This window comes from Halorubrum sp. Atlit-28R (assembly GCF_003665955.1).
GTDB classification, from domain to species: Archaea; Halobacteriota; Halobacteria; order Halobacteriales; family Haloferacaceae; genus Halorubrum; species Halorubrum tropicale.
The window spans coordinates 208,515-232,949 of the sequence record NZ_QPLS01000005.1 but is presented as its reverse complement, the minus strand read 5'-3'; the positions used below and the strand labels follow the sequence as shown (position 1 = coordinate 232,949).

Genomic DNA, 24,435 nt, shown 5'->3' with positions numbered 1-24,435 from the left:
GGTGACGGACTGATGCTCCGCGCGAACGACGTGTCGCACGCGTACGGCGAAGAGCCCGTGTTCAGCGACCTGTCGATCGACGTGGGCGCCGGCGAGGTCGTCGCGGTCATCGGTCCCTCCGGCGTCGGGAAGACGACGCTGCTCCGGACGCTCGCCCTCTCGCTCGAACCCGACGAGGGGACCGTCGCGCTCGACGGGACCGACGCGTGGGCGGTCGACGATTCGGAGCGCCTCGCGCTGCGCCGCCGCGTCGGCATGGTGTTCCAGGAGGCGAGCCTCTTCGGCGGGTCGGTCGCGCGCAACGTCGAGTACGGGCTCCGCGTCCGACGCTCGTGGGGCGACCGGCTCGCTTCGGTCCTCCGCCTGAACGACGCCGCCGACGCGGTCGAGGAGTCCTTGGCGGTCGTGGGGCTCGAAGACGAGATCGACCAGCCGGCAGACGCGCTGTCGGGCGGCGAGGCCCAGCGCGTGTCGTTCGCCCGGGCGCTGGCGTACGACCCCGACGTCCTGCTGCTCGACGAGCCGACCTCGGACCTGGACCCGCGGAACACGGCGGTCATCGAGGAGGCGATCGGCGAGGCGAAGTCGCGGGGTATCGGGGTCGCGCTCGCGACCCACGACATGCACCAGGCCGAGCGCGTCGCGGACCGCGTCGCGGTGCTGCTCGACGACGGGATCACGGAGGTGGGGCCGACCGAAGCCATCTTCGAGGACCCCGAGAAGGAGCGCACCCGGAAGTTCATCTCGGGCGAGTTGGTGTACTAATGAATCCCGAGTGAAGCCGGGACCCGAGTCGAAGCCGGCGATCTGAGATCGATGAACGACGACGCTGCGGTCAACATTCCAAAGTCCCGCCTCGCACCGCTCCGCACAGCACCTCACGCCTCCCCAGCCTCGTCGGACCGGCGCGGCTGCGCCGGTCCGACTCCCTCGCGCGTGCGATTCGCGCCCGCTGGGCGCCCATCGGCACGCGCCACCGCGCCGGTGATTATGAGTAATCGACGCCGCCGGCTCAGACGTCGAAGTCGAGTTCGACCGCGTCGCCCGCGTCGGCGTCTCCCGAATCGACGACGTGCTCGCCGGCCGCGAACCCGTCGTGGAGGTGGTCGTAGGTGCGCTCTATCGCCTCCACGATCACCTTCGTGTCGCCGGTGACGGGCATGAAGTTCGTGTCGCCGCTCCAGCGCGGGACGACGTGGGTGTGGAGGTGGTCGATCGAGCCGCCCGCGGCGTCGCCGCCGAGGTTCTGCCCGGTGTTGACGCCGTCGGGGTCCATGTCACGTCGCAGCGCTGCGAGCGTCGCCGCCTTCAGCCGCGCGTGATCGAGGAGGGCCGCGTCGTCGAGGTCGGTCGGGTCCTCGACGTGTGCGTCGGGGATCACCATCGCGTGGCCGGGGTTGTACGGCGCGTTGTTCAGGATGACGTAGTTGCGCTCGCTCCGGGCGACGATCCGCGCCTCGCGGGCGTCCTCGCGCTCGGGCAGGACGCAGAACGGGCAGCCGTCGATCGGGTCAGCGTCGCGCTCGACCCACTCGATCCGCCACGGCGCGAAGATCCGGTCCATCAGTCGTCGAAGCCGTGGATCCCCGCGGTCGTCACCTCGACGCCGTCCTCGGTGATCAAGAGAGTGTGTTCCGCCTGGCTCACTAAGGCGTCGTCGTCCTCCTTCAGGACGGGGTACCCCTTGATCGCGTTCGCCTGCTTGAGGCGGCGCAGCGCCATCTCGGCGCGGTCGGTCTCCAGCCACCGCGCCGCGAACGGGAGGTCGTCGAACCCCTCGATCTCTTGGAGGGCCTGTCGGGCGCGGCGGTCTCGCACGCTCGCGGAGCCCTGCTGCTCGAAGATCTCCTCGTCGGTCCCCTCGCCGACCTTTCCGCGGCCGTCGGTGGCGAACGGCTCGATCGCGACCGCCTGCCCGGGCTCCAGTTCGACCGAGCGGTCGACGCCTCGGTTCGGCACCGTGGGGCCGGTGTGAGCGTCGTACCGCTCGACGCCGTGGCCGGAGAGGTTGAGCACCGGCGTGTAGCCGTACCCGCGGATCACGTCCTCGATCGCCTGTCCCACGACGCCGACCTCGACGCCCGGGCCGGCCTCGTCGAGCGCGGCCTCCAGGGCCATCTCGGCGGCCTCGACGAGCTCCGGAGTGCCGGTGTGGTCGACCGTCACCGCGGCGTCGGCGATGTAGCCGTCGACGTGGACGCCGACGTCGAGACACACCATCTCCTCGCCGAACGCCGCCTCGTCGTCGCGGCTCGGAGTGGCGTGGGACGCCTCGGGGTCGACGCTGATGTTCACCGGGAAGGCGAGACCGGCCCCCTGCTCGCGGACGAAGTCTTCCGTCCACTCGGCGACTTCGAGGTGGGTCCGGCCCGGTTCGACCATCTCGCGGGCCTCGTTCATCGCCTCGACCAGCACCGCGCCGGCCTCGCGGTAGCTCTCGACCGCGTCCTCGTCCAGAGGTCCGTGACTCATGGACGCGGGTTCGGCGACCGCGCGCAAAGAGGTTGCGGAGAGCGGTCGACGCCGCGGGAGCCGAACCGGCCAGCCGGCCGGGGCTCAGGGGCGCGTGATCTCGACGTGCCACTCGTCGTCGGCGAGGTTCGCCGTCTCGTGTTCGGACCCGCGCTCCGCCAGCACGTCGTACGGCGGCACCGGCTCGAAGCCGTTCACCAGACAGAGCGACTCCCCCTCGTCGAGGCCGTCGAGCGCGGCCACGACGTCGCCGAACGGCTCGCCGTCTATCTCGCGGGCGTCCAGCCGCTCGTCCGCGTCGTCGAACGGGTCGGGGCTCATGGCTGGGTCGTTGGGTCCCGCGGTGATGTAACTCCTCCCGAAATCGTTCGGGAGGGACCGTCGAGCGCCGGGACGCCGCTCGAACATGTTCGCTCGAAGACGGACGGTGCTCGAGCGCTTGAGACGAGACATGTCGAGCACACCGTCCGACCCCGACGACGAACACGACCACGGCGCCGACCCGGTGACCGACCGCGTCCACGAGAACTCCTGGTCCGCGAACCTCGAAGGCCCGGAACACGCCGCGGACCGCGACCTGCTCGTGCGACAGGCGATCGACGCGGTCGAGCACACGGCCGCGGGCAACCGCGTCAACCTCGTCGCCCACGGCGACCACGGCCACCCGGAGGAGTACCTCTCCGTGGCGCTGGAGTCGGCGTTCGGCGACGCCGTCGACATAGGGTACGTCGAGCAGTGCGGCGGCGGCGGCCACGTCGTCCGCGGCCACGTCTGAGCGGGAACGCCGCGGTGGCGGGCGGGCCTATTCCCTTGCCTCGGCCGCCCGGGGGAGCCACATCCGGACCACCGTGCCGGTCGGCTCGCGCGTGTCGATCTCCATGTCGCCGCCGGACTCCGTGACGATCCAGTGGACGAGCCAGAGGCCGAGCCCGCTCGCGTGTTCGAGCGCCGTCTCCCGCGCCTCGGAGAACACCGTCCGCTCGACCGGCGGGATCCCCGGGCCGTCGTCGGCCACGTCGAGCCGGAACCGGTCGCCGTCGGCGACGACGGTCGCCTCGACGCGAGGGTCGTCGCCGTCGTTGTGGACGACGGCGTTCTCCAGCACGTTCCGCACCGCCGACTCCAAGAGCTCGTCGGCGGAGACGAGGGCCGACTCGGGGACGGACACCGTCACCGTCGCCTCGGGGAACGACGACGACAGCGACGCGCAGAGCCGCTCGACCAGCTCCGAGAGGTCGATCTCGGCCCGCCCCGCGTCGCTGTGGAGCGCGACGTCGATCTCCCGGGCCTGGTCGCTGAGGTGCGTCAGCGTCCGCACCTTCCGGTCGATGATGTCGAGGTACGGGTCGCCCTCCTCGTCGACGTGGTCGCGGAGCAGGTCCGCGTAGCCGCCGATGACGTTGGTGTCGTTCTTCAGGTCGTGTCGCAGCACGCGGTTCAACACCTGAAGCCGCTGTTCGTACCGCCGGGCGTCCGTCACGTCGGTCGCGCTGATGACCACCTCGCCCGCGTCGGCGAACAGCCGCTCGATCACGGTCTCGAACCGCCGCCAGCTCCCGTCGGCGCGCGCGATCCGGTGTGTGAGCGACTGCGGCTCGGCGCTGTCGAAGGCGCGCTCGAAGGCCTGTTGCGCCTCGCGACGGTCCTCGGGGTGGACGAGGTCGATGATCGGTCGGCCCTCGATCTCCGTCGGCCGGTGGCCGAGCAGCCGCTCTATCGACGGGCTCACGTAGCGGAGCAGGCCGTCATCGCCGCAGACCGCGATCACGTTGGGCGACTTCTCGATGAGCGCGCGGTAGCGACGCTGGAGCGTCTCCCGCTCGGTGACGTCGCGGAACAGCAGGACGGTCCCCCCGCGAGTCGTCCCCGGCCCGGTGATGTCGTGGGCGTCGACCGTCAGGAACCGCGGCGCGCCGTCCCCGTCGACCGTCACGCGGAACTCGTCGTCGGCCGCCGAGTCCGTCACCGCGTCGGCGACCGCGGGGACGTCGTCGAACGCCTCGTCGGCCCGGGCGCCGAGCGCTGCGTCCGGGAACAGCGCCTCCGCCGGGTCGTTGGTGTCGACCACGCGGCCGTCGGCGTCGCAGACGACGACGCCGTCCGAGAGGTTCGCGAACACCGCGTCGCGGGCGATCGGCGAGACGTCGAGGAGCCGGTACCGGAACACGACCCACGCCAAGAGCGCCGAGGTGCCGCTGAAGGCGATGGGGGTGAAGTCGACGAACCCGGCGTCCGGACCGACGACGCCCGCGATGCCGGCCGCGCTGAGCGCCATCGGCGCGACGCCGGCGACGAAGAGGACGGCCGCCTGCCGGCGGAACACGCCGTCGCGGGAGACCGCCGCGTAGCCGAGGACCGCGAACGTGAGCAGGTTGACCGCGTAGGTGTAGCCGACGAACCCGAGCAGCGCCGGCGTCGGCGTGTAGCTGAGGACGCGGTACCCGCCGGCGTCGACGAGGGAGGGATCGGCGTAGAAGAGCGGGTCGACGCCGGCCGTCCAGACGGCGACCGCGACCGCGACGGGGACGATCCAGAGGAGCGCGAACCGGCGACCACCGAGCCACGCGGTCCGGTCGACGTACGAGAGGACGAACGCCGGCCACGCGACCGCCAGGCCGGCGGAGCCGAGCCGGACGAAGCGGTTGAAAAGCAGCGTGGGCCCGAGCGCCGTCGCCGACAGCTGGGCCGCGTACGCCAGCGACCAGACGCCGGCGGCGACCGCGACGGCGACGAAGCTCCACAGGAGGGCGTGCCCGCCGCGCGACCGGTTGGCGGCCCCGTAGGCGGCGAACCCGAACGACGCGACGGCCGCGAGGAGCAGCGGGGCCGTGTACGGCGTCGGTTGCCACGCCATCGATACCGGTAGGATGCGAGTATCCGGTAAAAAGGGACCGAATCGCCTAACCCCTTCGAGACGGGCAGATACGTATGCTCGAACCGGGCGACTCCGCACCCGAGATCACGCTCACCGACCACCGCGGCGAGACCGTCACCGTCGACCCGACCGCGGCCGATCACACGGTGGTGTACTTCTACCCGCGGGCCGACACGCCCGGCTGCACCGCCGAGGCGTGTGGCTTCCGTGACGAGTGGGACGCGTTCGAAGCGGAAGACGTCGCCGTCGTCGGGATCAGCGACGACCCCGTCGAGGACCTCGAACCGTTCGCCGCGGAGTACGACCTCCCCTTCACGCTCCTCTCTGACCCCGACGGCGCGGTGTCGAGCGCGTACGACTCCTACGGCGAGAAGCAGATGTTCGGGAACACCTTCGACGGCGTGTTCCGGAACACGTACGTCCTCGACGACGAGGGAACAGTGGTCCTCGCGTACGAGGGGGTCTCCCCGGAGGACCACGCGGTCGAGATCATCGACGACGTCCGCGGGCTCGACGGCTGAGCGCCGGCCGGCACGGCACGAATCCACCGACGACCGCCACTCGGTAGTATTATTGCCTGTCAGGAGTCAAGTGAAACGATGCCCTCCAAGCGAACGTTCGCGAAGCGCATAGCGGCGCTCGCGGCGACCGGGCTGGGAGTCGGCGGACCGATCGACGCCCTGACCGAACCCCCAGCCGACGCGGCCCTCGCGATCGAATCGGCCGCGACCGGAGCCGGCGCGCCCGACAGCGATCCGGCGGACGACGGCGCGACGAGCGCCCGCGACCGCGCCGGCTCCTCCGGCCCCCGATCGGCGGTCGCCGCCGGCGCCTACGAGCCGGCCGCGGCCGCGTCGGGCGCCGTCGACACCGTCGTGACCGGCCGGGTCGACCCCGCGGTCCTGACGGCGACCGGCCTCCCGAGCGGGGTGGGGAGTCGACTCCGGCGGCTCCTCGGCCGGTACGAGAGCGCGTCGCTCGCCGACGTGCGGCAGGCGACCGGCGGCGCCGCCCTCACCGCGGACGGCCCGGAGGGGTGCGCCGCGGCGGTCGGCGACGTCGACGCGACCGCGCTCGCCGCCGAGCTCGACGCCGACCCAGCGGTGACCCGCGAGCCGGACGTCGGCTCCGGGTTCGCCCGGTTCCGGGCGGGAGCCCTCGGGTCGGCCGTCGCCGTGACCCCCGGTGAGGTCGTGGCCGCCTACGGCCCGACCGCCGCCGCCGCGGCGGCGCACCGCGACGCCGGAATCGGCGGGAGCGTCGGTGGCGGCGCCGGACGACGGGCGGGAGCGACCGCGAACTACGGCCCGCTCCCCTCGCTACTCGGGGGCGACGCGACGGTGTGCGTCGACCTCGGACCGGACGCCCGCGGCCGCCTCCGCGACCTGCTCGCCGACGCGCCGGACGCGCTCCGCACCGCGGTCGACGCCTCCGGCGCGGTCGGGGCGTCGCTCCGCGTGACCGACGGCGGAGCGCCGGCGGAGAGGAGCGACGCGAACGGCGACGCGGGCGGCGACGAGACCGGAGACCCGGCCGTCGCGCTGCGGTACGGCGCGGTGGCGGACCCCCGACGCCTCGACCAGGAGACCGCCGAGGCGGTCGCGCAGGCCGCTCGCGAAGGAGAGACCTCCCTTTCCGACGCGGAAGTCACGCGACACGGGCGAACCGTGATCGTCGACGCCGCGGCCGAGCGCGACCTCTTCGCCGCCCACGCCTCGCTGTTCGGGGGGACAGTCGGCGACCCGATAGCGGTGGTCGACGCGTGAGCGACCCCGTCGACCGCCGGAATCCCGGCCGCGAGAGCGGCGCCACCGGTCCGGCGGAGCGCGGTGCGGCGCGGTGCGACGGACTGCGGTGGTAACGCCCTTCTCTCAGCCCGGGAACCGGATCCCGGCGGCGGCTATCTCGCGGCGCTTCAGCAGGCCGAACCCGAGGACGATGACGACGAAGCCCGCGACCGTGTACGGCGTCACCGGCTCGGCGAGCAGCAGGGCGCCCGCGACGGTGGCCACGATCGGAACGACGTACGAGACGAGGTTGATCTCGAAGGGGCCGAGCCGGTCGAGCAGCGTGAAGTAGATGGTGTACGCCACCGCGGAGGAGAGCAGCCCGAGGAACCCCAGCGAGAGGAGCGCGGGCGGGGCGGCGGCCGGGAGCCGCTGGCTCTCCCCGATGCCGAGGCTGAGCGCGTGGATGGCGAGCGCGCCGAACCCCATCGCCCACCCGGTGAGCGCGACGCTCGTGAACGACGTCTCGACGGTTCGGAGGCCGACGCTGCCGACCGCGACGGCGATGACCCCGACCGCGATCAGCCCGACGCCGACCGCGACGCCCCCGCCGAGGTTCGCGGGGTCCGGCTGCGCGACGAGCCCCACGCCGAGGAACGCTAAGACGACCCCGACAGCACCGCGACGATCGAGGTCGGCGCCGCCGATCCACAGGGCCGCGACCGCCGCGGTCGCGATGGGCACGAGGCTGTAGGTGATGGAGGCGATGCCGCTCGTCGTGTACTGCTGGCCGACGAACAGCAGGGCGTTGTTCGCGGCCACGGAGAGCCCGCCGCTGAACCCGATCGCGGCGAGGTCGCCGCGCGTCCGCGGGAACGAGTCGTCCTGCGTGACCAGCACGTACGACAGCAGCGCGAGCGCCGCCACGTCGAACCGGTACGCGGCGTACAGCACCGGCGGGTAGTAGTCGAGGCCGACCTCGATGGCGACGAAGGAGCCGCCCCAAAGCAGTGCGAGGGTGAAAAACAGGAGGACGTTCCGGTACCGTGACACGGCCGACCGAACGGGGGCCGCTGGTAAAGCGGTGTCCGTCCCGGCCCGGACCGCCGGTGCCGGGTCCCCGGACGGGACCGGCCGCCGGCGCTCGGCTCAGTAGCCGCGGACGATGAGGTAGTCCGCGAGGTCTTCCAGCAGGCCGCGCGAGCCGCTCTCGGGCAGCAGTTCGAGGTGCTCTTTCGACCGCGCGGTGAGCTCCTCGGCGGTGTCGCGGGCGTACTCGATGGAGCCGACCTCCTCCAACGCGGCGACCGCGTCGTCGATGGCCGCCTCGGTCACCTCGGCGGGCGTGTCGGCGTCGACGAGGCCGTCGACGTCGACGCCCTGCTGGCGGGCGTGGAGCGTGATGAGCGTCTCCTTCCCCTCGACGAGGTCGGAGCCGCGCTGCTTGCCGAGGTCCTCGGAGGGGACCGTCAGGTCGAGCACGTCGTCCTGGATCTGGAACGCGCGGCCGGAGTCGATCCCGTACTGGTAGAGCGCGTCGACCACGTCCTCGTCGGCGCCGAGCAGGAGGGCGGGCGTCGCCGCGGACGCGCCGTACAGCACCGCCGTCTTCAGCTCGACCATCTCCAGGTACTCGTCCGGGAGGATGTCGTCGCGGTTCTCGAAGGCGACGTCGAGCGCCTGGCCCTCGCAGATCTCGGTACAGGTCGACGCGAGCATCCGCATCGCTTCGAGCCCGTGCTGCGGGTCCGCGCCCGTCTCCGTCATGAACTCGAACGCCTTCGAGTAGAGCGTGTCCCCGGCGAGGATCGCCGTCGAGACGTCGTACGCCTCGTGGACCGCGGGGACGCCGCGCCGCAGGTCGTCCTCGTCCATGATGTCGTCGTGGATCAGCGTGAACGACTGGATCACCTCGATGGCGACCGCGGCCCGCATCACGTCGACGTCGTCGCCGTCGAGCGACGGGAACGCGCGGAAGTCGGCGCCCATCGGCTCGGTCCCGGTGACCGCCTCCGCGGCCAGCGTGGTCACCGTCGGGCGGAGCCGCTTGCCGCCGGCTTCGAGGATGTATCGGGTCGCCTCGTACAGCCGCTCCGGTTCCTGGACCGGCAGCTCCTCGTCGATAGCGGCGTTGACGAGTTCACGCCGCTCGCGGATGGCGTCGAGCACCCGCGCCTCCTTCGTCTCGCTCGTCATTCGACGAGCTGGATGGTGGACCCGTTCTGCGTGACGTGCACGTCGCGTCCGAGCTTGTACCCCTGCGAGGTCGCGAGGTCGACGTACGGCGAGCGCCCCTCCAGCGTCTGGTGGCCCGGGATGAGGTGCTGGGGCTGGAGCGCCTGCAGCATCTCGTAGTGGCCCTCCTCGCGGAGGTGGCCGGAGACGTGGATGTCGTCGTAGAGGCGCGCGCCCTGCATCCGGAGCAGCTGTTCGCTCTGGTAGCGCTGGCCCTCGTTGGTGGGCTCCGGGATGACGCTGGCGCTGAAGACGATCTTGTCGCCGTCGTCGATTTCGTACGGCGTCTCGCCGCGGCCCATGCGGGTGAGCATCGCGCGGGGCTCGCCCTGGTGGCCCGTCACGATGGGGAGGAAGTTGCCCTTCCCCTCCTTCATGATCCGCTTGAACGCGCGGTCGACCGACTTCCGGTGGCCGTACATGCCGACGTCGCCCTGGAAGTCGACGAAGTCGAGCCGCTCGGCCGTGCCGGAGTACTTCTCCATCGAGCGGCCGAGCAGGACCGGCTGGCGGCCGATCTCGCGGGCGTACTCGACGAGGGTCTTCACGCGGGCGATGTGGGAGGAGAACGTGGTGGCGACGATGCCGCCCGAGTAGTCCTCCATCGACTTCAGCGTGTCCTCGACGTGCTTCTTCGCGTACGACTCGGAGGGAGTCCGGCCCTTCCGGCCGGCGTTCGTACAGTCCTCGATGTACGCGAGGACGCCCTCGTCCTGGCGGCCGATCTCGCGGAACCGCTCCATGTCGATCGGGTCGCCGATGACGGGGTCGTGGTCCAGGCGCTTGTCGAGGCCGTAGACGACCGCCCCCTCGGGCGTGTGGAGGACCGGGTTGATCGCGTCGATGATCGAGTGGGTGACGTTGACGAACTCCAGTTCGACCTGCTCGGAGTCGCCGATCGCCATCGACGCGCCCGGCTTCATCTTCACGAGGTCGTTGTCGACCTGGAACTTGCCCTCGTCTTCGATCTGCTGGCGGACCAGCTCGATCGTGTACGGCGCCGAGACGATCGGGGCGTCGTAGCGGTGGGCGAGCTTCGGGATCCCCGCGATGTGGTCGAGGTGACCGTGGGTGGGAACGATCGCCTGAACGTCGCCCTCCAGTTCGCTCATGACCCGGTCGTCCGGGATGGCGCCCATGTCGATCAGGTCGAGGCTGTGCATGCTCTCGGTCTCCACGTTGTCGTGGATGAGGACCTTACTGAGGTTCAGGCCCATGTCGAAGATGACGATGTCCTCGCCCGCGCGGACCGCCGTCATCTGTCGACCGACCTCTTCGTAACCGCCGAGTGTCGCAATTTCGATTTCCATGGTGTGTTCGTGTCTGACGCCGTGGTCGGCGCCGGTCACTGAAACCCCGCAAGGAGCCGTCGGCGCACCGTCGTACCGCGCGTCGTTGAGGCCCCGCTACGGCCGAGTCGTCGCGACTCACCGTGTCCCGCGGGAGTGTGGTACCTCGGCGTACTCTCGCCCACGTTAAAAACTCCCGGGTTCGGCCCCGCGGCGACGGTTCGCGTCCGAACGGTGCCTCGGCGGTCCGACGCGGGAGGGTCGCGTCCCACAAAGCGTTTCACGCAGTCGGGCGAATCGCCGCCGATGTCCGAGGTTTCCCGCCGCCGAGTCCTCCTCGCGGCCGCGTCAGGGATCGCCGCCCTGGCCGGCTGCGCCGGCAGCGAGACCGCGTCGAACAGCTACCCGACCACCGGTCCGCCGCTGGAGAACGTCGAGGTCGAGCGCGTCCGCGACGAGGACGGCGGCGCGCTCGTCGCCGACGGCGAGACGGTGCCCGCGCTGTCGACCGACGAGCGCGCGGTCCAACGGCGGACCACGTCGCGAGTGTTGACCTCCGACGGCGATCGCTCCGCGCTCGCCTTCGCCGAGACCCCGCCGGCCGAGCGGCTCCGCGAGTTCTGCGCCGCCACCGACTTCGCGTCCTCGTCGGTGTCCCTCCACACGATGCCGGTCGAGGCGTGTCGCGAGGTCCGGTTCCGGTCGGTGCGCGTCGAGCGCGGGCCGCTGGCCGAGGGCGACCTCCAGCCGCACGTCGACTTCTGTCGCGCGTATCGCCCGGCCGACGTCGACTGCGAGCGCGACGCGATCCACGCCGTCGGGTTCGCGATCCGGATGCCGGTCGCGGCCGGGCGGTCGCGCGGGAGCGGCCGGAGCATGGCCGGCTCCTGCGGGACCGGACGGCGCCCGGCCGCGTTCAACGCGTCGAGAGCGACCGACGGCTCGGACCCGACCGGCGCGTCGACCGCGTTCGGCTCATCGGCCGAGGCCGGGGGTGAGGGCTCGTGACCCGCGATTCCCGGTCGCGCCGAGGCTTCCTCGCGGGGCTCGCAACGGCCGGCGCAGCGGCGGTCGCGGGCTGTGCCGCCTCGCCGCTCGCCGACGGTGAGACGAATCGCGGCGAGGCGACCGCGGTGCCGCCGGGCCTCGTCGATGCGGTCGAGTGGCCCCCCGCGCCGTTCCCGGCGACCGTCCCCGATTCCCTCGCGGCGGCTCACCAGTCGCGCGCCCGCGACCTGCTCGACGCCGTCCCCGCGGAGCCGTCGCTTCCGAACGCGGCGGTCGCGGCGGCGATCGCGGACGACAGGGCGCGGGCGGTCGAGCGGGTCGACGCGGAGCCGACCGACCCGTGGCCGACCGAGGCCCTCGCCGCGCGGCGGCGCGCCCGCGGAACGGCGGCGACGGTCCGCGGCGCCTACCGGGCGGCCACCGGCGTCGACGAGAGTGCCGACCTCGCCGCTCGCCGCCGCACAGTCCGCGAGGACCGGGCGGCGCTCGCGGCCGGCCTGGAGTACCGCGCCGAGTCGACGGCGGCGGCGGCGCTCGCGTACGAGCCGGTCGAGTCGCTGCTCGCGGCGTGCGCGCGGCACCTCGTTCCGACCGTCCGGTACCCGGACGACCCGGTCGCGGCGCCGTTCCGTGCCGGCGACGCGGTCGGCGACGTCGAGCGGGCGCGGGCCGCCGCCACCGACGCCGCGGGCCTCCGCGACGCGTTTCACGGAGACCGCGAGGGGATCGACCCGCAGTGGGCGTCGCTGGTCGCGGCCGCGGAGACGCTGGACGGCTCCGTGCGCCGGACGCGCGCGGAAGTGCGTCGACGCACCGGCGACGAGGCGGTCCCGACCGACGAGGACCTGAGCGGGACCGTGGCTCAGGAGCTGGCGGTCGCGACCGAGCGGCGGACGGCGTCGGCGGTCAGAGGCGTCGAGCGGGCGTCCGACGACGGGAACTACGCCACCGCGGTGATCGAAGCCGGGACCGCGCTGGCGACGGTGGAGGCGCGGCGGCGGGCCGTCGAGGCGATCCGCGACGGCGGCCACCGGAACCCGCCGTCGGAGTCGTCGCTCCGGTCGGCCGCGGAGCGGGCGCGCGAGGCCGTCGCGGCGGTCGACGGCGGCGACCCGCTCGCGGCGCGGTTCGTCCGCCCGGCGCTGGCCTCGCTCGGACGCGTCGCCGACGAGGTCGACGCCGGGTACGCCGACCCGAGACGGACCCAGGCGGAGCTGACGTACGCGGCCCTGTACGCGCGGGCGGTCCCGCCGGCGACCGCGTTCGTGCGCGAGCGACTGGGGTGAGTGCCGGGCCGAGAGGGGCGGGCCCGCGGTCGTGTCAAACCGACCGGCCTCGGGGGCTCCGTCCCGGTATTTTTATTACCGCGACGGGCGGCGATCCGACAATGAGTGGACGACCCCTCGACGTGCTCGAAGCGTCGCTCGAGGAGCCCGTGACGGTACACCTGAAGGACGGGACGACCTACTACGGCGTCCTCGGCGGCTACGACCAGCACATGAACGTCGTCATCGAGCCCGAAGCCGACGTGGACGACCGCGTCGACGGCGACCTCGACGGCGAGTTCGCGGTCGCGATCGAAGACACAACGATTATACGCGGCGATAACGTCGTTACCATCAAAGCATGACCGGCGCAGGTACGCCCTCTCAGGGAAAGAAGAACAAGACGGTCCACGTGAAGTGTCGACGCTGCGGTGAGAAGTCCTACCACGTCAAGAAGGAGCGCTGCTCCTCGTGCGGCTTCGGCGAGTCCGCCTCCCGGCGCGACTACGCCTGGCAGTCGAAGAACGGCGACAACTGAACCGGCGTCTCTTCGGTTTCTTCTCGCTTTCGCTCGCGTAGCTGTGCGTGCAACGGTCGCTCAGTTATAACTGAGTGCTGACGGATCGGCGGTGAACGCTGCCAAAGCCCCGGCCGCGAGGACGGCGCAGGCGACGTAGGCACTGGAAGGAGCGAACGGAGTGAGTGACTGAAGCGCGCAACGAGCGTGCGCCGTCCTCGCGACTGCCCCTTTGAGTCCCGCCCCGCACAGCACCGCGCCTCACACCTCCCCAACCTCGCGGCTCCCTCCGCTTCGCTCCGGTCGCCGCGTCCAGCGAGAATCGAAGATTCTCTGGCAGCCGGCGCTACGCGCCGGCGACCTCGCGCGTGCGACCCGCGCCCTTCGGGCGCTCGTCGGCACGCGCCACCGCGGGTCGGTTTATAAACGGAGACGTGGTCGTGATCGAACCCGCGCCGCTACTCCACGCGCTCGCGGGCGGCGGCGACGAGCATCGGGAGCATCACCGTCGCGTCGCCGTGGACGGAGGCGTTGCGGGCGTCCTTCTCAAGCTTGCCCCACGAGCGCGCCTCGTCGAGGCTGGCACCGGAGAGCCCGCCGGTCGCCTCGGGGTCCATCGTGACCTGGACCGCGTAGTCGTAGGCGCGCGGCGTGACGAGCATCGTCTGGAGTGTGAAGTTCTTCGGGACGCCGCCGCCGACGAGCAGGCAGCCCGCGTCGTCGGCCTCGAACGCGAGGTCCGTCAGCTCGGTCATGTCCGCGAGGGCGTCGATGGTGAAGTCGGCCGTCTGGGCGTACATCCACGCCTGAAGCCCTAACACGGAGTCCTGGACCGCCGGGCAGTATATCGGCACGTCGTGCTCGTAGGCGGCGGCCGCGACGCCCGGCCCCTCGGGGACGTCGTCGCGCTCGTTGACCGCGGCGTTCGCGCGGCCGAGCTCGCGCGTGAGGTCGGCGATGGAGACGGCGCCGCTCCCCGCGTCGTCCGGGTCGGCCTCCAGCGCCGGGAACACCTCCTCGCGGAGGTGGCCCTCGAAGTCGGCGAAGTGCTCCTGTGGGAGGTAGACGTTGTAGATGCGGTCGACCCCCTCGTCGCGGAGCCCCTCGTCGTGCTCGCGCGGCGTCTTCTCTGGGTCGCGGGTGCGTCCGTGGTGGTGTTTCCCGCCGATGGCCTCGATGGCGTCGTGGGTGAGGTTCGCGCCCGTGGTCACCAGGGCGTCGACGTAGCCGTCGCGGATCAGGTCCGCGACGATCCGGCGCATGCCGGCGGGGACCATCGCGCCCGCCAGCGAGAGGAAGACGGTGCAGTCGTCGTTGTCGAACATCTCCGCGAGCACGTCCCCGGCCTCGTTGACCGCGGCGGCACCGATCCCCGCGTCCCCGTAGCCGTCGACGAGTTCGCTCACCGTCATCCCGGCGGCCGCGCGCGTGTGGCCGACCGGGTCCTCGTGGAACTCCTCGCGGTGCGGGTCGTGGCCGCCGTCGTCGCCGTGGTCGCCCTCGTCGCTGTCGGTCATGGCTCCGGATGGGGTCGGCGCGCGTTTGAAACGACCGATCTATCGGACGGAACGGCCGCCGCTCACGGGCGGGAACAGCGCGAGCTCGTCGCCCGCCTCCAGCGTGGCGTCGAGCCCCTCGTCGTGGCGGACGCTCCGCCCGTTCCGAAGGACGTTGATGTGGTCCGCGACGGCGCCGTCTTCCATCACGCGGTCCCGCAGGTCGGGGTGTGCGTCAAGCAGCGCGTCGAGCGCGTCGCCGACCGTGTCGCCCGGCCCCGCGTCGACCGCCACCGTGCGGTCGCCCGCGATTTCCGCGAGGTCGGCGAACAGCTTCCACTCCATGCCGGATCCCCGCGCGGACGACTCAAGAGCGTTGCGTCCCGTCGGGGTCCGCGCCGCCGTCGTCTGTGTCGCCGGCGCCCCCGACCGCGGCGGCGGTCTCGAACCGCCGGATCGCGCCCGGGCGGCCGACGAGGTACACCAGGTCTCCGGCGCCGAAGACGTACGCTCGCGGCGGGATCGGCTCGACGGAGCCGCCCGCCGGTCGGACCGCGGCGACGACGGCCCCGACCTCCCCGACGGTGCTCCCGTCGAGCTCGCTGCCGGCCGCGACGGTGACGGAGGCCATGGTCTCGTCCGCGTTTCGCAGCAGGGAGGCGAACTCGCGGTCGGCCTGCGGCTCCGCGGGCAGCGTGACGAGCCGGTAGCCGCCCTCGTCGGTCAGCCGCTCGGCGTCCGACTCGTCGAGCGCGACCGTGACGGCGTCGCCGGCGACGCCGCGCAGCTCGCCGGTCGCGACCCGCTCCGGCTCGGGGTCGTCGCGCCACAGCTGGACCGTGTCGCCGACGGTGGCGTTGTTCGGGGGGTCCGCGGCGACGGCGACCGCGGCCGACCCCGGCGCGAGCGTCGGGCCGAGCCCGGCGGCGCGGGAGCCGACCGCGAAGTACTCCACGGTCCCGTCCGGTCCGAGGTCGACGTCGACGTAGCCGACCCCGTACTCGTCTTTGAGCCGGGCGATGAGCCGCTCGCGGAGCTCGGTCTCGGAGAGCTTCCGCGGGAACAGCAGGGTCGTCTCCGCGAGCTCCGCCTTCTTGTCCGCCGAGACCGGGTCGTACGTGTCCATGTCGCGTATCTCGTCGACCGACGGGAGCGTCACCGCCGTGAAGCGCCCGACCGCGCGGACGATACCGCTCAGCTCGCCGTCGAGCTGTTTGGCGCCGGAGAGCGCGAACACGTCCACCGCGAGCCGGTCGCCGGCGTACCGACCGACTGGCGCGGTCACCGCCGCGACGCCGAGCGAGACGAGGTTGAAGAAGACGCTCTCGGGCGCCAACAGGGCGGGGTTATCGCCGACCGCCACCGACCCCAGCGAGGTCGTGTTGAGGTACAGCGCGACGACCGAGACGCCGAGGAGCCAGGTCACCCCCTCCGGGATCTCCGTGCGGAAGTACCAGCGGTAAGCCAGCGCGGCGCCGGCCGCGACGAGCACGGCGACGGCCGCGAACGTGACGAGCGTGACGGCCGCCTGCCGCGGGCGGGCGAAGCCGACGTCGACCGCCCCGACGGCGAGGTCGGCCGCGACGACGCCGGCGTCGAAGCCAACGGCGAGCGCGTCCGCCCCGGCGGGACTCACGCCGCCACCTCCGCGAACCGGTCGAGCGCGTCGCGGCTCCCGACGACGAACAGGTCGTCGCCCGCGGACAGCGACTGCGAGCCGTCCGGCGCGACCGTCCACGTCTCGTGGCGCGCCGCGAGGACGGCCACGTCGTACGCCTCGCGGACCTCGGCCTCGCCGATCGTGTGGCCGTCGAGCGGGCCGTCGGCGACCACCGAGACCTTCCGGAAGCGCTTCCCGGCCCGACGCAGCAGGGCCGTGAGCTCGTACTCGCGACGGGTGCCCCGCGACAGCACCAGCACGCGCCCGCGGTCGACCCGGAGGAGCGCCGTCGCCTCCGAGCGGTCGAGCGCGAGCGTGACGCGCCCCTCGCCGCCGGTCGTCGTGGGCGCGGTCGCCGCGGGGGGCGCGGCGACGGCCGCCTCGCCGCCGTCCGTCCGGGCGTCGTCGTCCGGGTCCGGGTCGTCGCCCGCGGCGGCGGGCGTCGACGCGGCGGCGGCCCCGGGCTCCGGCTCCCCGCTCGACCGGGCGGCGATCACGGCGCCCTCGGCGTCGAGGTCCGGGGTTATCACGCGGACGATGTCGCCGCGGGCGATGCCGGTCGGGACCAGCGCCGACACGGACACCGCGCGCTTCCCGGCGGGCACCCGCTTCGAGAGCGCGCCGGTCGGCGGCGCGGCCGACACCGTCGCGCGCGCCTGTTCGTCGATCCGCACGGCCACGTCGGCGAGGTCCAGCTCGGTCCGGAGCCGCTCCGCGAACCGGCTTTCGAGCTCCGCGAGCGGGAGGTCGGCGGGGAACGTCCAGTCGCCGTCGACGATCGCGCGGCGCGTGTCCGTCGGCAGCGGCGGGTACCCCTCCATGTCGTCCACCTCGCCGCTCACCTCGACGGAGACGCGGCCGCGGCCGCCGACCAGTTCGATCACGTCGGTCGAGAGCGTCCGGTCGCGGAGCTGTTTGAGCGAGATCCGCTTGGGGACGCTGGCGCCGAGCTTGTCCCCCTGCGCGTGGGCGTACATCGAGAGCATGAGCACCACGACGATCGCCGTCAGGATCGCCGGCGCGCGCTCCGACGACCGGATCGTCTCGTCGTTGAGCGCGAGCAGCCCGCCGTTGACGCCGGCGATGGCGAGCGACAGCACGACCACCCCGAGCCCGGGAATCGTCACGTCCGTGACGTACTTGAACACGAACCCGAGGGCCCCGGCCACCAGCGCGGGGACGATCCCGGTGATGGCGCCGAGGTAGACGCCGAAGACGATCTCGACGGGCAGCGACATGGGCCACCCAACCGCCGGCGGGGTTAAACGTGTGTCGGCGCGCCGATCCGGGCGGGTCGCGGGGGCGCCGCGGGCGACCGCCGTTCCCGCCGGCGGCGAGCGGGTCGGACCGGCCTCGCGGGGTTTAAGTTGGGTCTCGGCGACCCGGGGATATGGAGCTGACCCGGGACTGGGTTACCGTCCGCGCGTCGATCGCGTTGACGTTCGGGGTCGCGATCCTCTCCATCCTCGCCGGGCTCGCGCAGATCGGCGGGCTCGGCGTCGACGGCCCGCTCGCCCCGTACGTCGGCGGCGTCGTCCGGCAGACGGTGGGGTTCACCGGGACGATCACCGGCTTCGCGATGTTCGCGAGCGGGTTCGCGCTGCGGGACGGGTACCGGGTGGGGTGGTACTCCACGGCGGTGCTGCTGCCGCTGACGGCGCTTCAAGGGCTGTTACAGGCGTCCGTCCTGTCGTTCCCGCTCGTGGCGCTGTCGGTCCTGTCCGCGCCGACGCTCGTGATCAACCGGGGGCGGTTCGACCGGCGGTTCAGCCCCTCGCCCACGCAGTTGGCCGCGGGCGCGGCGCTCGTCGGGGCGGTCGCGTACGGAACGGTCGGCTCGTACGCCCTCAGGGACCAGTTCGAGGGGATCGAGACGATCGTCGACGCGTTCTACTTCACCGTGGTCACGGCCTCGACCGTCGGGTACGGGGACGTCCACCCGGCGACCGGCCCGGCCTCCGACATCGCGCAGCTGTTCGCGCTCTCGTCGCTCGTGGTGAACGTCGCCGCCTTCGCGGTGGCGCTCGGGGTCCTCCTCACGCCCGCAATCGAGGCGCAGCTCTCCAAGGCGCTCGGGAAAATGACAGACAGACAGATAGACCTCCTCGACGACCACGTCCTCGTCCTCGGCTACGGGGACCTGACGGAACCGATCCTCGAAGAGCTCGACGCCCGCGACGGCGTCGAGTACGCGGTTGTGACGCCGGACGAAAACGTCGCCAGGCGGCTCACGGACCGCGACGTGCCCGTGTACACCGCCGACCCCAGCGACGTCGACCCGCTCGAACGAGTCAACGTCGCCGGGGCCCGCGCCGTCGTCGCCGCCACCGAGGACGACGCGCGCGACGCGCTCGCCATCCTCACCGCCCGCCAGCTCAACCCGGACGTGCGGATCGTCGCGGCGGCGACGCAGCGGGAGAACGTCGACAAGCTCCGCCGCGCCGGCGCCGATCAGGTCATCTCGCCGTCGACGCTCGGCGGGCACATCCTCGTCGACTGCGCGTTCGGCGCGGACAGCAAGGACGCGACCGAGGGGATCTTAGACGACGTCGACCTCGACGACTGAGGCCGGGCCGCGAAAGCTACCGGCTCCGCCGCCCCTTCGTCTGCCGGTAGTCCCGGCTCAACACGTTCTCGCGCATGTGGTCGCGGAAGGCGTCGGCCTCCTCGTCGGTCATCGCGGCCGGCTCGGTCATCGGCACGAGCTCGAACCCACGCCCGCGGATCGTCGTCGCGTGCTCCGCGTCGACGTCGAAGGAGTCCGGTCGGCGCGTCGTGTACTCGACGGCCAGCTCCCTGAGCGGCCGCTCGCCGACCGGCACGATGATCTGGGGGTTGATCATCCGGATCTCCGCGTTGAGGAACGGCTCGCAGGTGTCGACCTCGCGGTCGGTCGGCCCGCGCTCCGGGTGGCGACACCGCGTCAGGTTCGTGAAGAAGACGTTCTGTACGTCCGGCTCCGCGGCGCCCGGCGCGGACCGGACGAAGCCGAGGTCGGCGAAGATAGCTTGGACGCGCTCGCCGCCCCCCTCTCCGGTGAAGGGGACGCCGTTGCGCTCGGCGGCCGCCGTCGGCGCCGTCCCGACCACGAGGAACTCGGCGCCGACGTCGCCGTAGCCGTGGACGACGCGGTCGCGGGCGCCGCACAGCGCCTCGCAGTTCTCGCAGTCGGTGTCCATCGCGAACGGGTTCTCGAACTCCGTCTGGTTCGCGTCCACGGTCGACGTGGGCGCTCCGCCACCCTAAACGCTCCGCTGCGGCGGGGAGCGCGAAGGGAGAACAGCGACGTCGCGGGCCGGAGGTCGCGAGCCGGGGGGCCGCTCGGTCGGCGCCGCGGCCGCGGTCAGTTGGGGACGTAACAGTCGCCGTCGCAGTCGACGAGCCCCTCGTTGCGGAGGGTCTTCAGGATGCTGTACAGGGAGAGCTTCTTCATGCCGAGCGACTCGCCCATCTCCGAGACCGTGGCGTCGCCGTTCGTGGTCAGGTAGAGGTACACGAGTTTGGCGCGGGGCGACTGGAGCTCCCGGGGCAACGCCGGGGCGGCCGCGGACGCGGTTTCCGTCTCGATCATCTTGTCCGATCAGTGTAGTTCGACGATAATAAATCCCCTATTCAACGTTCGTCGAAATCTCCGGAAGGCACAGAAGAGCACGTCTTCCGCCGATTCCCTCGGGGCTGGTTCGGGCAACGTCGATTAACGAACCGGAAATCGACGCGTATCGACGGCCGGTTTCGACCGTCGACGGATAGGAGACCGTGAACGATCCGGATCGATCGGGTGAAAGCGAGGGGATACCGAAGCGAGTCGCCGCCGACCCGCCGGCGGACGGTCGCCGGCGGCCGCGCGTCGTTTGACGGCTCAGTACGAGCGGCTCTTCGGCTCGTACGTCTTGTTCTCGCCCTCGAGGACGACCGGCTTGTACCACAGCTCGGGCTCGCCGTCGTTCCACGAGATGAGCGTGTGCTTCAGCCAGTCCTCGTCTTTGCGCTCCTGGTGCTCCTTCCGCCAGTGGGCGCCGCGGAACTCCTCGCGGGCGAGCGCGCCCATCGTGAGCGCCTCCGCGATGTCGAGGATGTTCCGCGTCTCGATGGTGTGGATGAGGTCGGTGTTGAACGTCCGCGACGGGTCCGACACCGCGACGTCCTTGTACGCCTCGCGGGCCTCGCGGAGGTCTTCGAGCGTCTCCTCCAACCGGCCCTCCTCGCGGAACACGTTGACGTTGGCCGTCATCGTCTCCTGGACGGCCGAGCGGATCTCCGCGTGGTTGCGCCCCTTCCGGGAGAGCAGCTCCTCGACGCGCTCTTGAGCCCGGTCGACGGCCGCTCTGAGGACGCTGTCGGCGTCGGTCGCCACGGCGCCGCCGTCGGCCGCTGCGGGCCCCGAGCCGCCGGTCTCACCGACCTCGACGCCGAACTCGTAGTCGGCCGGCTGCCAGTCGCCCGAGCGGCCGGTCTCGATCTCGGCCTCGCCCATCTCCTCGCCGGCGGCGTGACGGCCGGCGCGCTTGCCGAAGACGATGAGCTCCGGCAGCGCGTTCCCGCCGAGGCGGTTCGCGCCGTGGACGGAGGCGCAGGCGCACTCGCCGGCGGCGTACAGCCCGTCGATGACGGTCTCGCCGAACTCGTTCGTCTCGATGCCGCCCATCGCGTAGTGCTGGCCGGGCTTGACCGGCATCGGCTCCGTGAGCCCGTCGGCGCCCTCGAAGTCCTCCGCGAGGTGGAGGATGTTCTCCAGGCGGTCGAGGATGCGCTCCTCGCCGAGGTGGCGCATGTCGAGGTGGACGTACTCGTCCTCGATGCCGCGCCCCTCGTTGACCTCGGTCAGCTCGGCGCGGGAGACCACGTCGCGGGAGGCCAGCTCGCCCGCGTTGTTCGCGTAGCCGTGCTCGAACATGAACCGCTCGCCCTCGCTGTTGTAGAGGATTCCCCCCTCGCCGCGGACGCCCTCGGAGATGAGGACGCCGGTCGACGGCAGCGTCGTCGGGTGGAACTGGATGAACTCCATGTCCTCCATCGGGACGCCCGCGCGGTACGCCATCGCGACGCCGTCGCCGGTGTTGGCGACCGCGTTCGTGGTGTGGTCGAACACCTGGCCCATCCCGCCGGTGGCGAGGATGACGCCGTCGTTGGCTTGGAACCCGCTGATCTCGCCGCTCTGGATGTCGTAGGCGACGACGCCGTGACAGGTCCGCTCGGCGGGGTCGTCCTCGTCGGTGACCGCCAGGTCCATCACGTGCCACTCGTCGTACACCGTGATCCCGCGTTTGACCACCTGCTCGTACATCGTGTGGAGCATCTGGTGGCCGGTCTCGGCGCCCGCGTACGTCGTCCGCGGGAAGGAGAGGCCGCCGAACGGCCGCTGGGAGACGCGGCCGTCGTCCTCGCGGGAGAACGGCATCCCCCAGTGTTCGAGGCGGATGACCTCCTCGGGGCTCTCTTGACAGAGCGCCTCGACCGCGGGCGCGTCGCCGAGGTAGTCGGACCCCTTCATCGTGTCGTACGCGTGGTCCTCCCAGGAGTCGGCGTCGCGCAGCGCCGCGTTGATCCCGCCCTCTGCCGCGCCGGTGTGTGACCGGACGGGATGGAGCTTCGACACCATCGCCACGTCCGCGCCCGCTTCCTGTGCCGCGATCGCCGCCCGGAGTCCCGCCCCGCCGGCCCCGACGACGACGACGTCGTGTTCGTACATGGTTGGTATGTAATTTCGTAAGTTCCGGAGTCCCTTGATACTGTCTGTCGGGTTTACCAGAACTTCAGATTGTTTTTGACTGCCTCCCGCTTCAGCTCCTGGATGTGCTCGGTGAGGGGGATGTCCTTCGGGCACACCTCCGTACAGGAGAACTGGGTCTGACACCGCCAGACGCCGTGTTCCTGCTCGATGATCTCCAGGCGCTTCTGTTTCATCTCCTCGCCCTCGCGCTCGTCCATCGCGAACCGGTACGCCTTGTTGATCGCGGCCGGCCCGAGGTACTCGTTGTCTCCCGCGGCGATGTTACACGAGGACATGCACGCGCCGCACCAGATACAGCGCGTGGACATCTTGATCTTCTCGCGGTTCGCCCGGTCCTGGCGCTGCTCTTCGAGCTCGCCGTCCGGGTACTCGTTCGTCTGGAAGTACGGCTCGACGGCCTCCATCTGGTCGTAGAAGTGCTCCATGTCGACGACGAGGTCCTTCGTCACCTCGGCGTGCGGGAGCGGCTCGACGCGGACCGGCTCTTCGAGGTCCGAGATCTGGGTCTTACACGCCAGCTTCTGCCCGCCGTTGACGAACATGGCGTCCGAGCCGCAGACGGCCTGCCGGCAGGAGTGCCGGAAGGTGAGCGAGGAGTCGTACGTGTCGCGCGCGTACATGAGCGCGTCGAGGACGGTCATCCCCTTCGTGAACGGGACGTGGAACGTGTCGAAGCGCGGCTCCTGTTTCCCCTCGACCTGCGGGTCGTAGCGGAACACCTTCAGCTCGACCGTGCTCTCGTCGGCGGCCGCCTTCTCCGCCTCCTCCTCCTGTCGCTGCTCGCGGCGCTCGGCCGCGCGGCGCCGCTTCTCGGCGCGGCGCTCGTCGCCCTTCGAAGCGGGCTCCGTCTCGGTCTCGGTCGATTCCTCGGTCTGCTTCGGAATTTGCGTGCTCATTGTCGGTTCAGTAGAGTCCGATGCCCGCCCACGCGTTCGCGGTGCGGATTCCCTGCGCGATCAGCACGACGCTCGCGGCGACGAGCGTCCACTTGATCACGGTGCGTTTCGTGCCGGTGAGTCCCTGGTTCACCAGGGCGTTGTAGACGCCGTTGACCCCGTGGAACGTCGCGGTCACGAGGAAGAGGATCATCAGCGAGTAGTAGCTCAGCTGCTCCATCCGGGCGGAGCTGGCGAGGAACGACACCTCGTCGGCGTGGTGGACGAAGTGGAGCAGGAAGAAGTGGAACGCCAACACGACCAACAGGAAGACCGCCGTGACCCGCTGGAGGAACCACATCCGGCCGCCCGACTGGAACGAGGAGTAGCGCTCTGCCATCTCAGAACGCCCCCGCGATGAACGTCGGCACCGACGCGACGGTGATCGCTCCCGTGAGGATCAGCGACGCGTAGAAGCTCTTGTCCTGTGCGTCCAGCCCGATGCCGAGGTCGGTGAGGAGGAGTCGCGTCCCGTTGAGCATGTGGAAGACCGCCACCGCGAGCAGGCCGACCTCCAGGAGGCGCACGAGCAACAGCCCCTCTAAGGAGACGATCGTCTGCGTGTACACGTCGTTTCCGGCGGCGATCGCCGCCTCGCTGGCACCGGCGGCCGGGATCCCCGTACTCAGGACCGCGATGTGCGTGAACAGGTACCCGATGAGCACCCATCCCGTGAACTTGTGGAAGATCCACGCCCACATCCCCGCCTCGAACTCCCGCCAGCGGCCGAAGTCCTCGATGAGGCCTCGATTGTACGACTGACTCATACCTAACGGTTCTGAACCGCGCTGGTATAGTAGTTACTAACACGGCGGCCTGCGCGGCCGGATTCCGGACCATTCCGATCGGCACGGAATCGGGGAGGAGGCGGGGGTCAAGCGGCCGAACTCCGAGACGGGTCCGATCCGCGAACGCGGTCCGTGCGAGGGCGTTCCACGCCGCGGATCGTCGCGGAAGCCTTATATGTCACAGTCCCGCTTCTACGGTCGCAATGGCGAAAGGCGAAGTTGACTTCTTCAACGACACTGGCGGCTACGGTTTCATTTCGACTGACGACGCGGACGAGGACGTGTTCTTCCACATGGAGGACGTCGGCGGCCCAGACCTCGAAGAGGGTCAGGAAGTCGAGTTCGACATCGAGGAGGCGGACAAGGGTCCGCGCGCGTCGAACGTCACCCGTCTGTAAGTCGGCGACACCCGAGGCGAATCGGCTTTTCGACTGTTC

The 24,435-nt window shown here is 71.3% G+C and carries 27 protein-coding genes; 10 read left to right on the top strand and 17 right to left on the bottom strand.

The genetic code is table 11. The features are described from left to right. The first annotated feature begins 12 nt into the window (after nt 1–12). Nucleotides 13–765 (top strand): phosphate ABC transporter ATP-binding protein, encoded by a 753-nt coding sequence (locus DVK06_RS10315; RefSeq protein WP_121600199.1) that lies wholly within the window; start codon nt 13–15, stop codon nt 763–765. 247 nt (nt 766–1,012) lie between these two features. On the opposite strand, the gene DVK06_RS10310 is transcribed toward DVK06_RS10315, so the two are convergent. From DVK06_RS10310 to DVK06_RS10300, 3 genes are all read right to left on the bottom strand, one after another. Next, the gene (locus DVK06_RS10310) at nt 1,013–1,564 is read right to left on the bottom strand and encodes an HIT domain-containing protein (RefSeq protein WP_121600198.1); all 552 of its coding nucleotides are present in this window, start codon (nt 1,562–1,564) and stop codon (nt 1,013–1,015) included. After that, nucleotides 1,564–2,472 (bottom strand): type II methionyl aminopeptidase, encoded by a 909-nt coding sequence (gene map / locus DVK06_RS10305; protein WP_053770769.1) that lies wholly within the window; start codon nt 2,470–2,472, stop codon nt 1,564–1,566. Before map ends, DVK06_RS10310 begins: the two co-directional genes overlap by 1 nt. A gap of 84 nt (nt 2,473–2,556) precedes the next feature. Continuing rightward, entirely contained in the window at nt 2,557–2,793 is a 237-nt protein-coding gene (locus tag DVK06_RS10300; protein ID WP_053770768.1) for a DUF2249 domain-containing protein, read from the bottom strand. Nucleotides 2,794–2,923: 130 nt separating this feature from the next. Here DVK06_RS10300 and DVK06_RS10295 point away from each other — a divergent pair, with 130 nt between their 5' ends. Further along, nucleotides 2,924–3,247 carry a CGCGG family rSAM-modified RiPP protein gene (locus DVK06_RS10295; protein ID WP_121600197.1) on the top strand — a complete coding sequence of 108 codons (324 nt, stop codon included), beginning with the start codon at nt 2,924–2,926 and terminating at the stop codon, nt 3,245–3,247. 27 nt (nt 3,248–3,274) lie between these two features. Here the strand turns inward: DVK06_RS10295 and DVK06_RS10290 are convergent, their stop codons facing one another. Next, nucleotides 3,275–5,326, bottom strand: coding sequence for a histidine kinase N-terminal 7TM domain-containing protein (locus DVK06_RS10290; RefSeq protein ID WP_121600196.1), 2,052 nt, complete (start codon nt 5,324–5,326; stop codon nt 3,275–3,277). A 74-nt stretch (nt 5,327–5,400) separates the two neighbouring features. Between DVK06_RS10290 and DVK06_RS10285 the strand changes: the two genes are divergently transcribed. Together DVK06_RS10285 and DVK06_RS10280 are read left to right on the top strand one after the other, a co-directional pair. Then, nucleotides 5,401–5,868: a peroxiredoxin gene (locus DVK06_RS10285; protein ID WP_121600195.1), complete on the top strand. Its 468-nt coding sequence runs from the start codon at nt 5,401–5,403 to the stop codon at nt 5,866–5,868. Between the two features lie 78 nt (nt 5,869–5,946). Continuing rightward, on the top strand, nt 5,947–7,113 hold the full coding sequence (locus DVK06_RS10280; RefSeq protein ID WP_121600194.1) for a hypothetical protein: 1,167 nt from the start codon (nt 5,947–5,949) through the stop codon (nt 7,111–7,113). Nucleotides 7,114–7,218: 105 nt separating this feature from the next. Here the strand turns inward: DVK06_RS10280 and DVK06_RS10275 are convergent, their stop codons facing one another. The 3 genes from DVK06_RS10275 to DVK06_RS10265 form a co-directional block, all read right to left on the bottom strand. Further along, nucleotides 7,219–8,127: a DMT family transporter gene (locus tag DVK06_RS10275; RefSeq protein ID WP_121600193.1), complete on the bottom strand. Its 909-nt coding sequence runs from the start codon at nt 8,125–8,127 to the stop codon at nt 7,219–7,221. A gap of 96 nt (nt 8,128–8,223) precedes the next feature. Beyond that, nucleotides 8,224–9,270, bottom strand: coding sequence for a geranylfarnesyl diphosphate synthase (gene idsA3, locus DVK06_RS10270; RefSeq protein WP_053770762.1), 1,047 nt, complete (start codon nt 9,268–9,270; stop codon nt 8,224–8,226). Further along, nucleotides 9,267–10,619: a ribonuclease J gene (locus tag DVK06_RS10265; protein ID WP_053770990.1), complete on the bottom strand. Its 1,353-nt coding sequence runs from the start codon at nt 10,617–10,619 to the stop codon at nt 9,267–9,269. The genes idsA3 and DVK06_RS10265 overlap by 4 nt, the downstream gene beginning before the upstream one ends. A gap of 285 nt (nt 10,620–10,904) precedes the next feature. Between DVK06_RS10265 and DVK06_RS10260 the strand changes: the two genes are divergently transcribed. The 4 genes from DVK06_RS10260 to DVK06_RS10245 all read left to right on the top strand — a co-directional run bounded on the left by DVK06_RS10260 (nt 10,905) and on the right by DVK06_RS10245 (nt 13,409). Further along, nucleotides 10,905–11,606 (top strand): hypothetical protein, encoded by a 702-nt coding sequence (locus DVK06_RS10260; RefSeq protein WP_121600192.1) that lies wholly within the window; start codon nt 10,905–10,907, stop codon nt 11,604–11,606. Next, complete coding sequence (locus DVK06_RS10255) at nt 11,603–12,892, top strand: twin-arginine translocation signal domain-containing protein (RefSeq protein WP_121600191.1); 1,290 nt, start codon at nt 11,603–11,605, stop codon at nt 12,890–12,892. Before DVK06_RS10260 ends, DVK06_RS10255 begins: the two co-directional genes overlap by 4 nt. 101 nt (nt 12,893–12,993) lie before the next feature. Further along, entirely contained in the window at nt 12,994–13,236 is a 243-nt protein-coding gene (locus tag DVK06_RS10250) for an LSM domain-containing protein (protein WP_053770759.1), read from the top strand. Beyond that, nucleotides 13,233–13,409: a 50S ribosomal protein L37e gene (locus DVK06_RS10245; RefSeq protein ID WP_053770758.1), complete on the top strand. Its 177-nt coding sequence runs from the start codon at nt 13,233–13,235 to the stop codon at nt 13,407–13,409. The genes DVK06_RS10250 and DVK06_RS10245 overlap by 4 nt, the downstream gene beginning before the upstream one ends. Nucleotides 13,410–13,846: 437 nt before the next feature. Here the strand turns inward: DVK06_RS10245 and DVK06_RS10240 are convergent, their stop codons facing one another. The 4 genes from DVK06_RS10240 to DVK06_RS10225 are packed head-to-tail and all read right to left on the bottom strand — an operon-like array spanning nt 13,847 to nt 17,782. Continuing rightward, nucleotides 13,847–14,905: a deoxyhypusine synthase gene (locus DVK06_RS10240; protein ID WP_053770757.1), complete on the bottom strand. Its 1,059-nt coding sequence runs from the start codon at nt 14,903–14,905 to the stop codon at nt 13,847–13,849. A gap of 39 nt (nt 14,906–14,944) precedes the next feature. Then, on the bottom strand, nt 14,945–15,229 hold the full coding sequence (locus DVK06_RS10235) for a ubiquitin-like small modifier protein 1 (RefSeq protein WP_053770756.1): 285 nt from the start codon (nt 15,227–15,229) through the stop codon (nt 14,945–14,947). 22 nt (nt 15,230–15,251) lie between these two features. Next, the gene (locus DVK06_RS10230; RefSeq protein WP_121600190.1) at nt 15,252–16,520 is read right to left on the bottom strand and encodes a cation:proton antiporter regulatory subunit; all 1,269 of its coding nucleotides are present in this window, start codon (nt 16,518–16,520) and stop codon (nt 15,252–15,254) included. Continuing rightward, nucleotides 16,517–17,782, bottom strand: a complete 1,266-nt coding sequence (locus tag DVK06_RS10225; protein ID WP_121600189.1) for a potassium channel family protein — start codon at nt 17,780–17,782, stop codon at nt 16,517–16,519. Before DVK06_RS10225 ends, DVK06_RS10230 begins: the two co-directional genes overlap by 4 nt. Nucleotides 17,783–17,934: 152 nt before the next feature. Between DVK06_RS10225 and DVK06_RS10220 the strand changes: the two genes are divergently transcribed. Further along, a complete protein-coding gene (locus DVK06_RS10220; RefSeq protein WP_121600188.1) occupies nt 17,935–19,110 on the top strand; it encodes an NAD-binding protein in 1,176 nt (391 codons plus the stop codon). A 16-nt stretch (nt 19,111–19,126) separates the two neighbouring features. On the opposite strand, the gene DVK06_RS10215 is transcribed toward DVK06_RS10220, so the two are convergent. The 6 genes from DVK06_RS10215 to sdhC form a co-directional block, all read right to left on the bottom strand. Beyond that, nucleotides 19,127–19,762, bottom strand: coding sequence for a uracil-DNA glycosylase family protein (locus DVK06_RS10215; protein WP_121600187.1), 636 nt, complete (start codon nt 19,760–19,762; stop codon nt 19,127–19,129). Nucleotides 19,763–19,887: 125 nt separating this feature from the next. Beyond that, the gene (locus tag DVK06_RS10210) at nt 19,888–20,115 is read right to left on the bottom strand and encodes a helix-turn-helix domain-containing protein (protein ID WP_053770751.1); all 228 of its coding nucleotides are present in this window, start codon (nt 20,113–20,115) and stop codon (nt 19,888–19,890) included. A gap of 288 nt (nt 20,116–20,403) precedes the next feature. Further along, entirely contained in the window at nt 20,404–22,233 is a 1,830-nt protein-coding gene (locus DVK06_RS10205) for an FAD-binding protein (RefSeq protein ID WP_121600186.1), read from the bottom strand. A 53-nt stretch (nt 22,234–22,286) separates the two neighbouring features. Next, nucleotides 22,287–23,171, bottom strand: coding sequence for a succinate dehydrogenase/fumarate reductase iron-sulfur subunit (locus DVK06_RS10200; protein WP_053770749.1), 885 nt, complete (start codon nt 23,169–23,171; stop codon nt 22,287–22,289). A gap of 7 nt (nt 23,172–23,178) precedes the next feature. Further along, entirely contained in the window at nt 23,179–23,550 is a 372-nt protein-coding gene (locus DVK06_RS10195; protein WP_004596874.1) for a succinate dehydrogenase hydrophobic membrane anchor subunit, read from the bottom strand. A 1-nt stretch (nt 23,551) separates the two neighbouring features. Continuing rightward, complete coding sequence (gene sdhC, locus DVK06_RS10190) at nt 23,552–23,977, bottom strand: succinate dehydrogenase, cytochrome b556 subunit (protein ID WP_053770748.1); 426 nt, start codon at nt 23,975–23,977, stop codon at nt 23,552–23,554. Nucleotides 23,978–24,201: 224 nt separating this feature from the next. On the opposite strand from sdhC, the gene DVK06_RS10185 reads away from it, so the two are divergent. Beyond that, on the top strand, nt 24,202–24,396 hold the full coding sequence (locus tag DVK06_RS10185; protein ID WP_004596869.1) for a cold-shock protein: 195 nt from the start codon (nt 24,202–24,204) through the stop codon (nt 24,394–24,396). Nucleotides 24,397–24,435: the final 39 nt, after the last annotated feature.

Excerpts from the sequence above, each read along its gene's own strand:
- DVK06_RS10315 (WP_121600199.1), top strand. The coding sequence starts at position 13 with ATGCTCCGCGCGAACGACGTGTCGCACGCGTACGGCGAAGAGCCCGTG.
- DVK06_RS10310 (WP_121600198.1), bottom strand. The coding sequence starts at position 1,564 with ATGGACCGGATCTTCGCGCCGTGGCGGATCGAGTGGGTCGAGCGCGAC.
- map (WP_053770769.1), bottom strand. The coding sequence starts at position 2,472 with ATGAGTCACGGACCTCTGGACGAGGACGCGGTCGAGAGCTACCGCGAG.
- DVK06_RS10300 (WP_053770768.1), bottom strand. The coding sequence starts at position 2,793 with ATGAGCCCCGACCCGTTCGACGACGCGGACGAGCGGCTGGACGCCCGC.
- DVK06_RS10295 (WP_121600197.1), top strand. The coding sequence starts at position 2,924 with ATGTCGAGCACACCGTCCGACCCCGACGACGAACACGACCACGGCGCC.
- DVK06_RS10290 (WP_121600196.1), bottom strand. The coding sequence starts at position 5,326 with ATGGCGTGGCAACCGACGCCGTACACGGCCCCGCTGCTCCTCGCGGCC.
- DVK06_RS10285 (WP_121600195.1), top strand. The coding sequence starts at position 5,401 with ATGCTCGAACCGGGCGACTCCGCACCCGAGATCACGCTCACCGACCAC.
- DVK06_RS10280 (WP_121600194.1), top strand. The coding sequence starts at position 5,947 with ATGCCCTCCAAGCGAACGTTCGCGAAGCGCATAGCGGCGCTCGCGGCG.
- idsA3 (WP_053770762.1), bottom strand. The coding sequence starts at position 9,270 with ATGACGAGCGAGACGAAGGAGGCGCGGGTGCTCGACGCCATCCGCGAG.
- DVK06_RS10265 (WP_053770990.1), bottom strand. The coding sequence starts at position 10,619 with ATGGAAATCGAAATTGCGACACTCGGCGGTTACGAAGAGGTCGGTCGA.
- DVK06_RS10260 (WP_121600192.1), top strand. The coding sequence starts at position 10,905 with ATGTCCGAGGTTTCCCGCCGCCGAGTCCTCCTCGCGGCCGCGTCAGGG.
- DVK06_RS10250 (WP_053770759.1), top strand. The coding sequence starts at position 12,994 with ATGAGTGGACGACCCCTCGACGTGCTCGAAGCGTCGCTCGAGGAGCCC.
- DVK06_RS10245 (WP_053770758.1), top strand. The coding sequence starts at position 13,233 with ATGACCGGCGCAGGTACGCCCTCTCAGGGAAAGAAGAACAAGACGGTC.
- DVK06_RS10240 (WP_053770757.1), bottom strand. The coding sequence starts at position 14,905 with ATGACCGACAGCGACGAGGGCGACCACGGCGACGACGGCGGCCACGAC.
- DVK06_RS10235 (WP_053770756.1), bottom strand. The coding sequence starts at position 15,229 with ATGGAGTGGAAGCTGTTCGCCGACCTCGCGGAAATCGCGGGCGACCGC.
- DVK06_RS10225 (WP_121600189.1), bottom strand. The coding sequence starts at position 17,782 with ATGTCGCTGCCCGTCGAGATCGTCTTCGGCGTCTACCTCGGCGCCATC.
- DVK06_RS10220 (WP_121600188.1), top strand. The coding sequence starts at position 17,935 with ATGGAGCTGACCCGGGACTGGGTTACCGTCCGCGCGTCGATCGCGTTG.
- DVK06_RS10210 (WP_053770751.1), bottom strand. The coding sequence starts at position 20,115 with ATGATCGAGACGGAAACCGCGTCCGCGGCCGCCCCGGCGTTGCCCCGG.
- DVK06_RS10205 (WP_121600186.1), bottom strand. The coding sequence starts at position 22,233 with ATGTACGAACACGACGTCGTCGTCGTCGGGGCCGGCGGGGCGGGACTC.
- DVK06_RS10200 (WP_053770749.1), bottom strand. The coding sequence starts at position 23,171 with ATGAGCACGCAAATTCCGAAGCAGACCGAGGAATCGACCGAGACCGAG.
- DVK06_RS10195 (WP_004596874.1), bottom strand. The coding sequence starts at position 23,550 with ATGGCAGAGCGCTACTCCTCGTTCCAGTCGGGCGGCCGGATGTGGTTC.
- sdhC (WP_053770748.1), bottom strand. The coding sequence starts at position 23,977 with ATGAGTCAGTCGTACAATCGAGGCCTCATCGAGGACTTCGGCCGCTGG.
- DVK06_RS10185 (WP_004596869.1), top strand. The coding sequence starts at position 24,202 with ATGGCGAAAGGCGAAGTTGACTTCTTCAACGACACTGGCGGCTACGGT.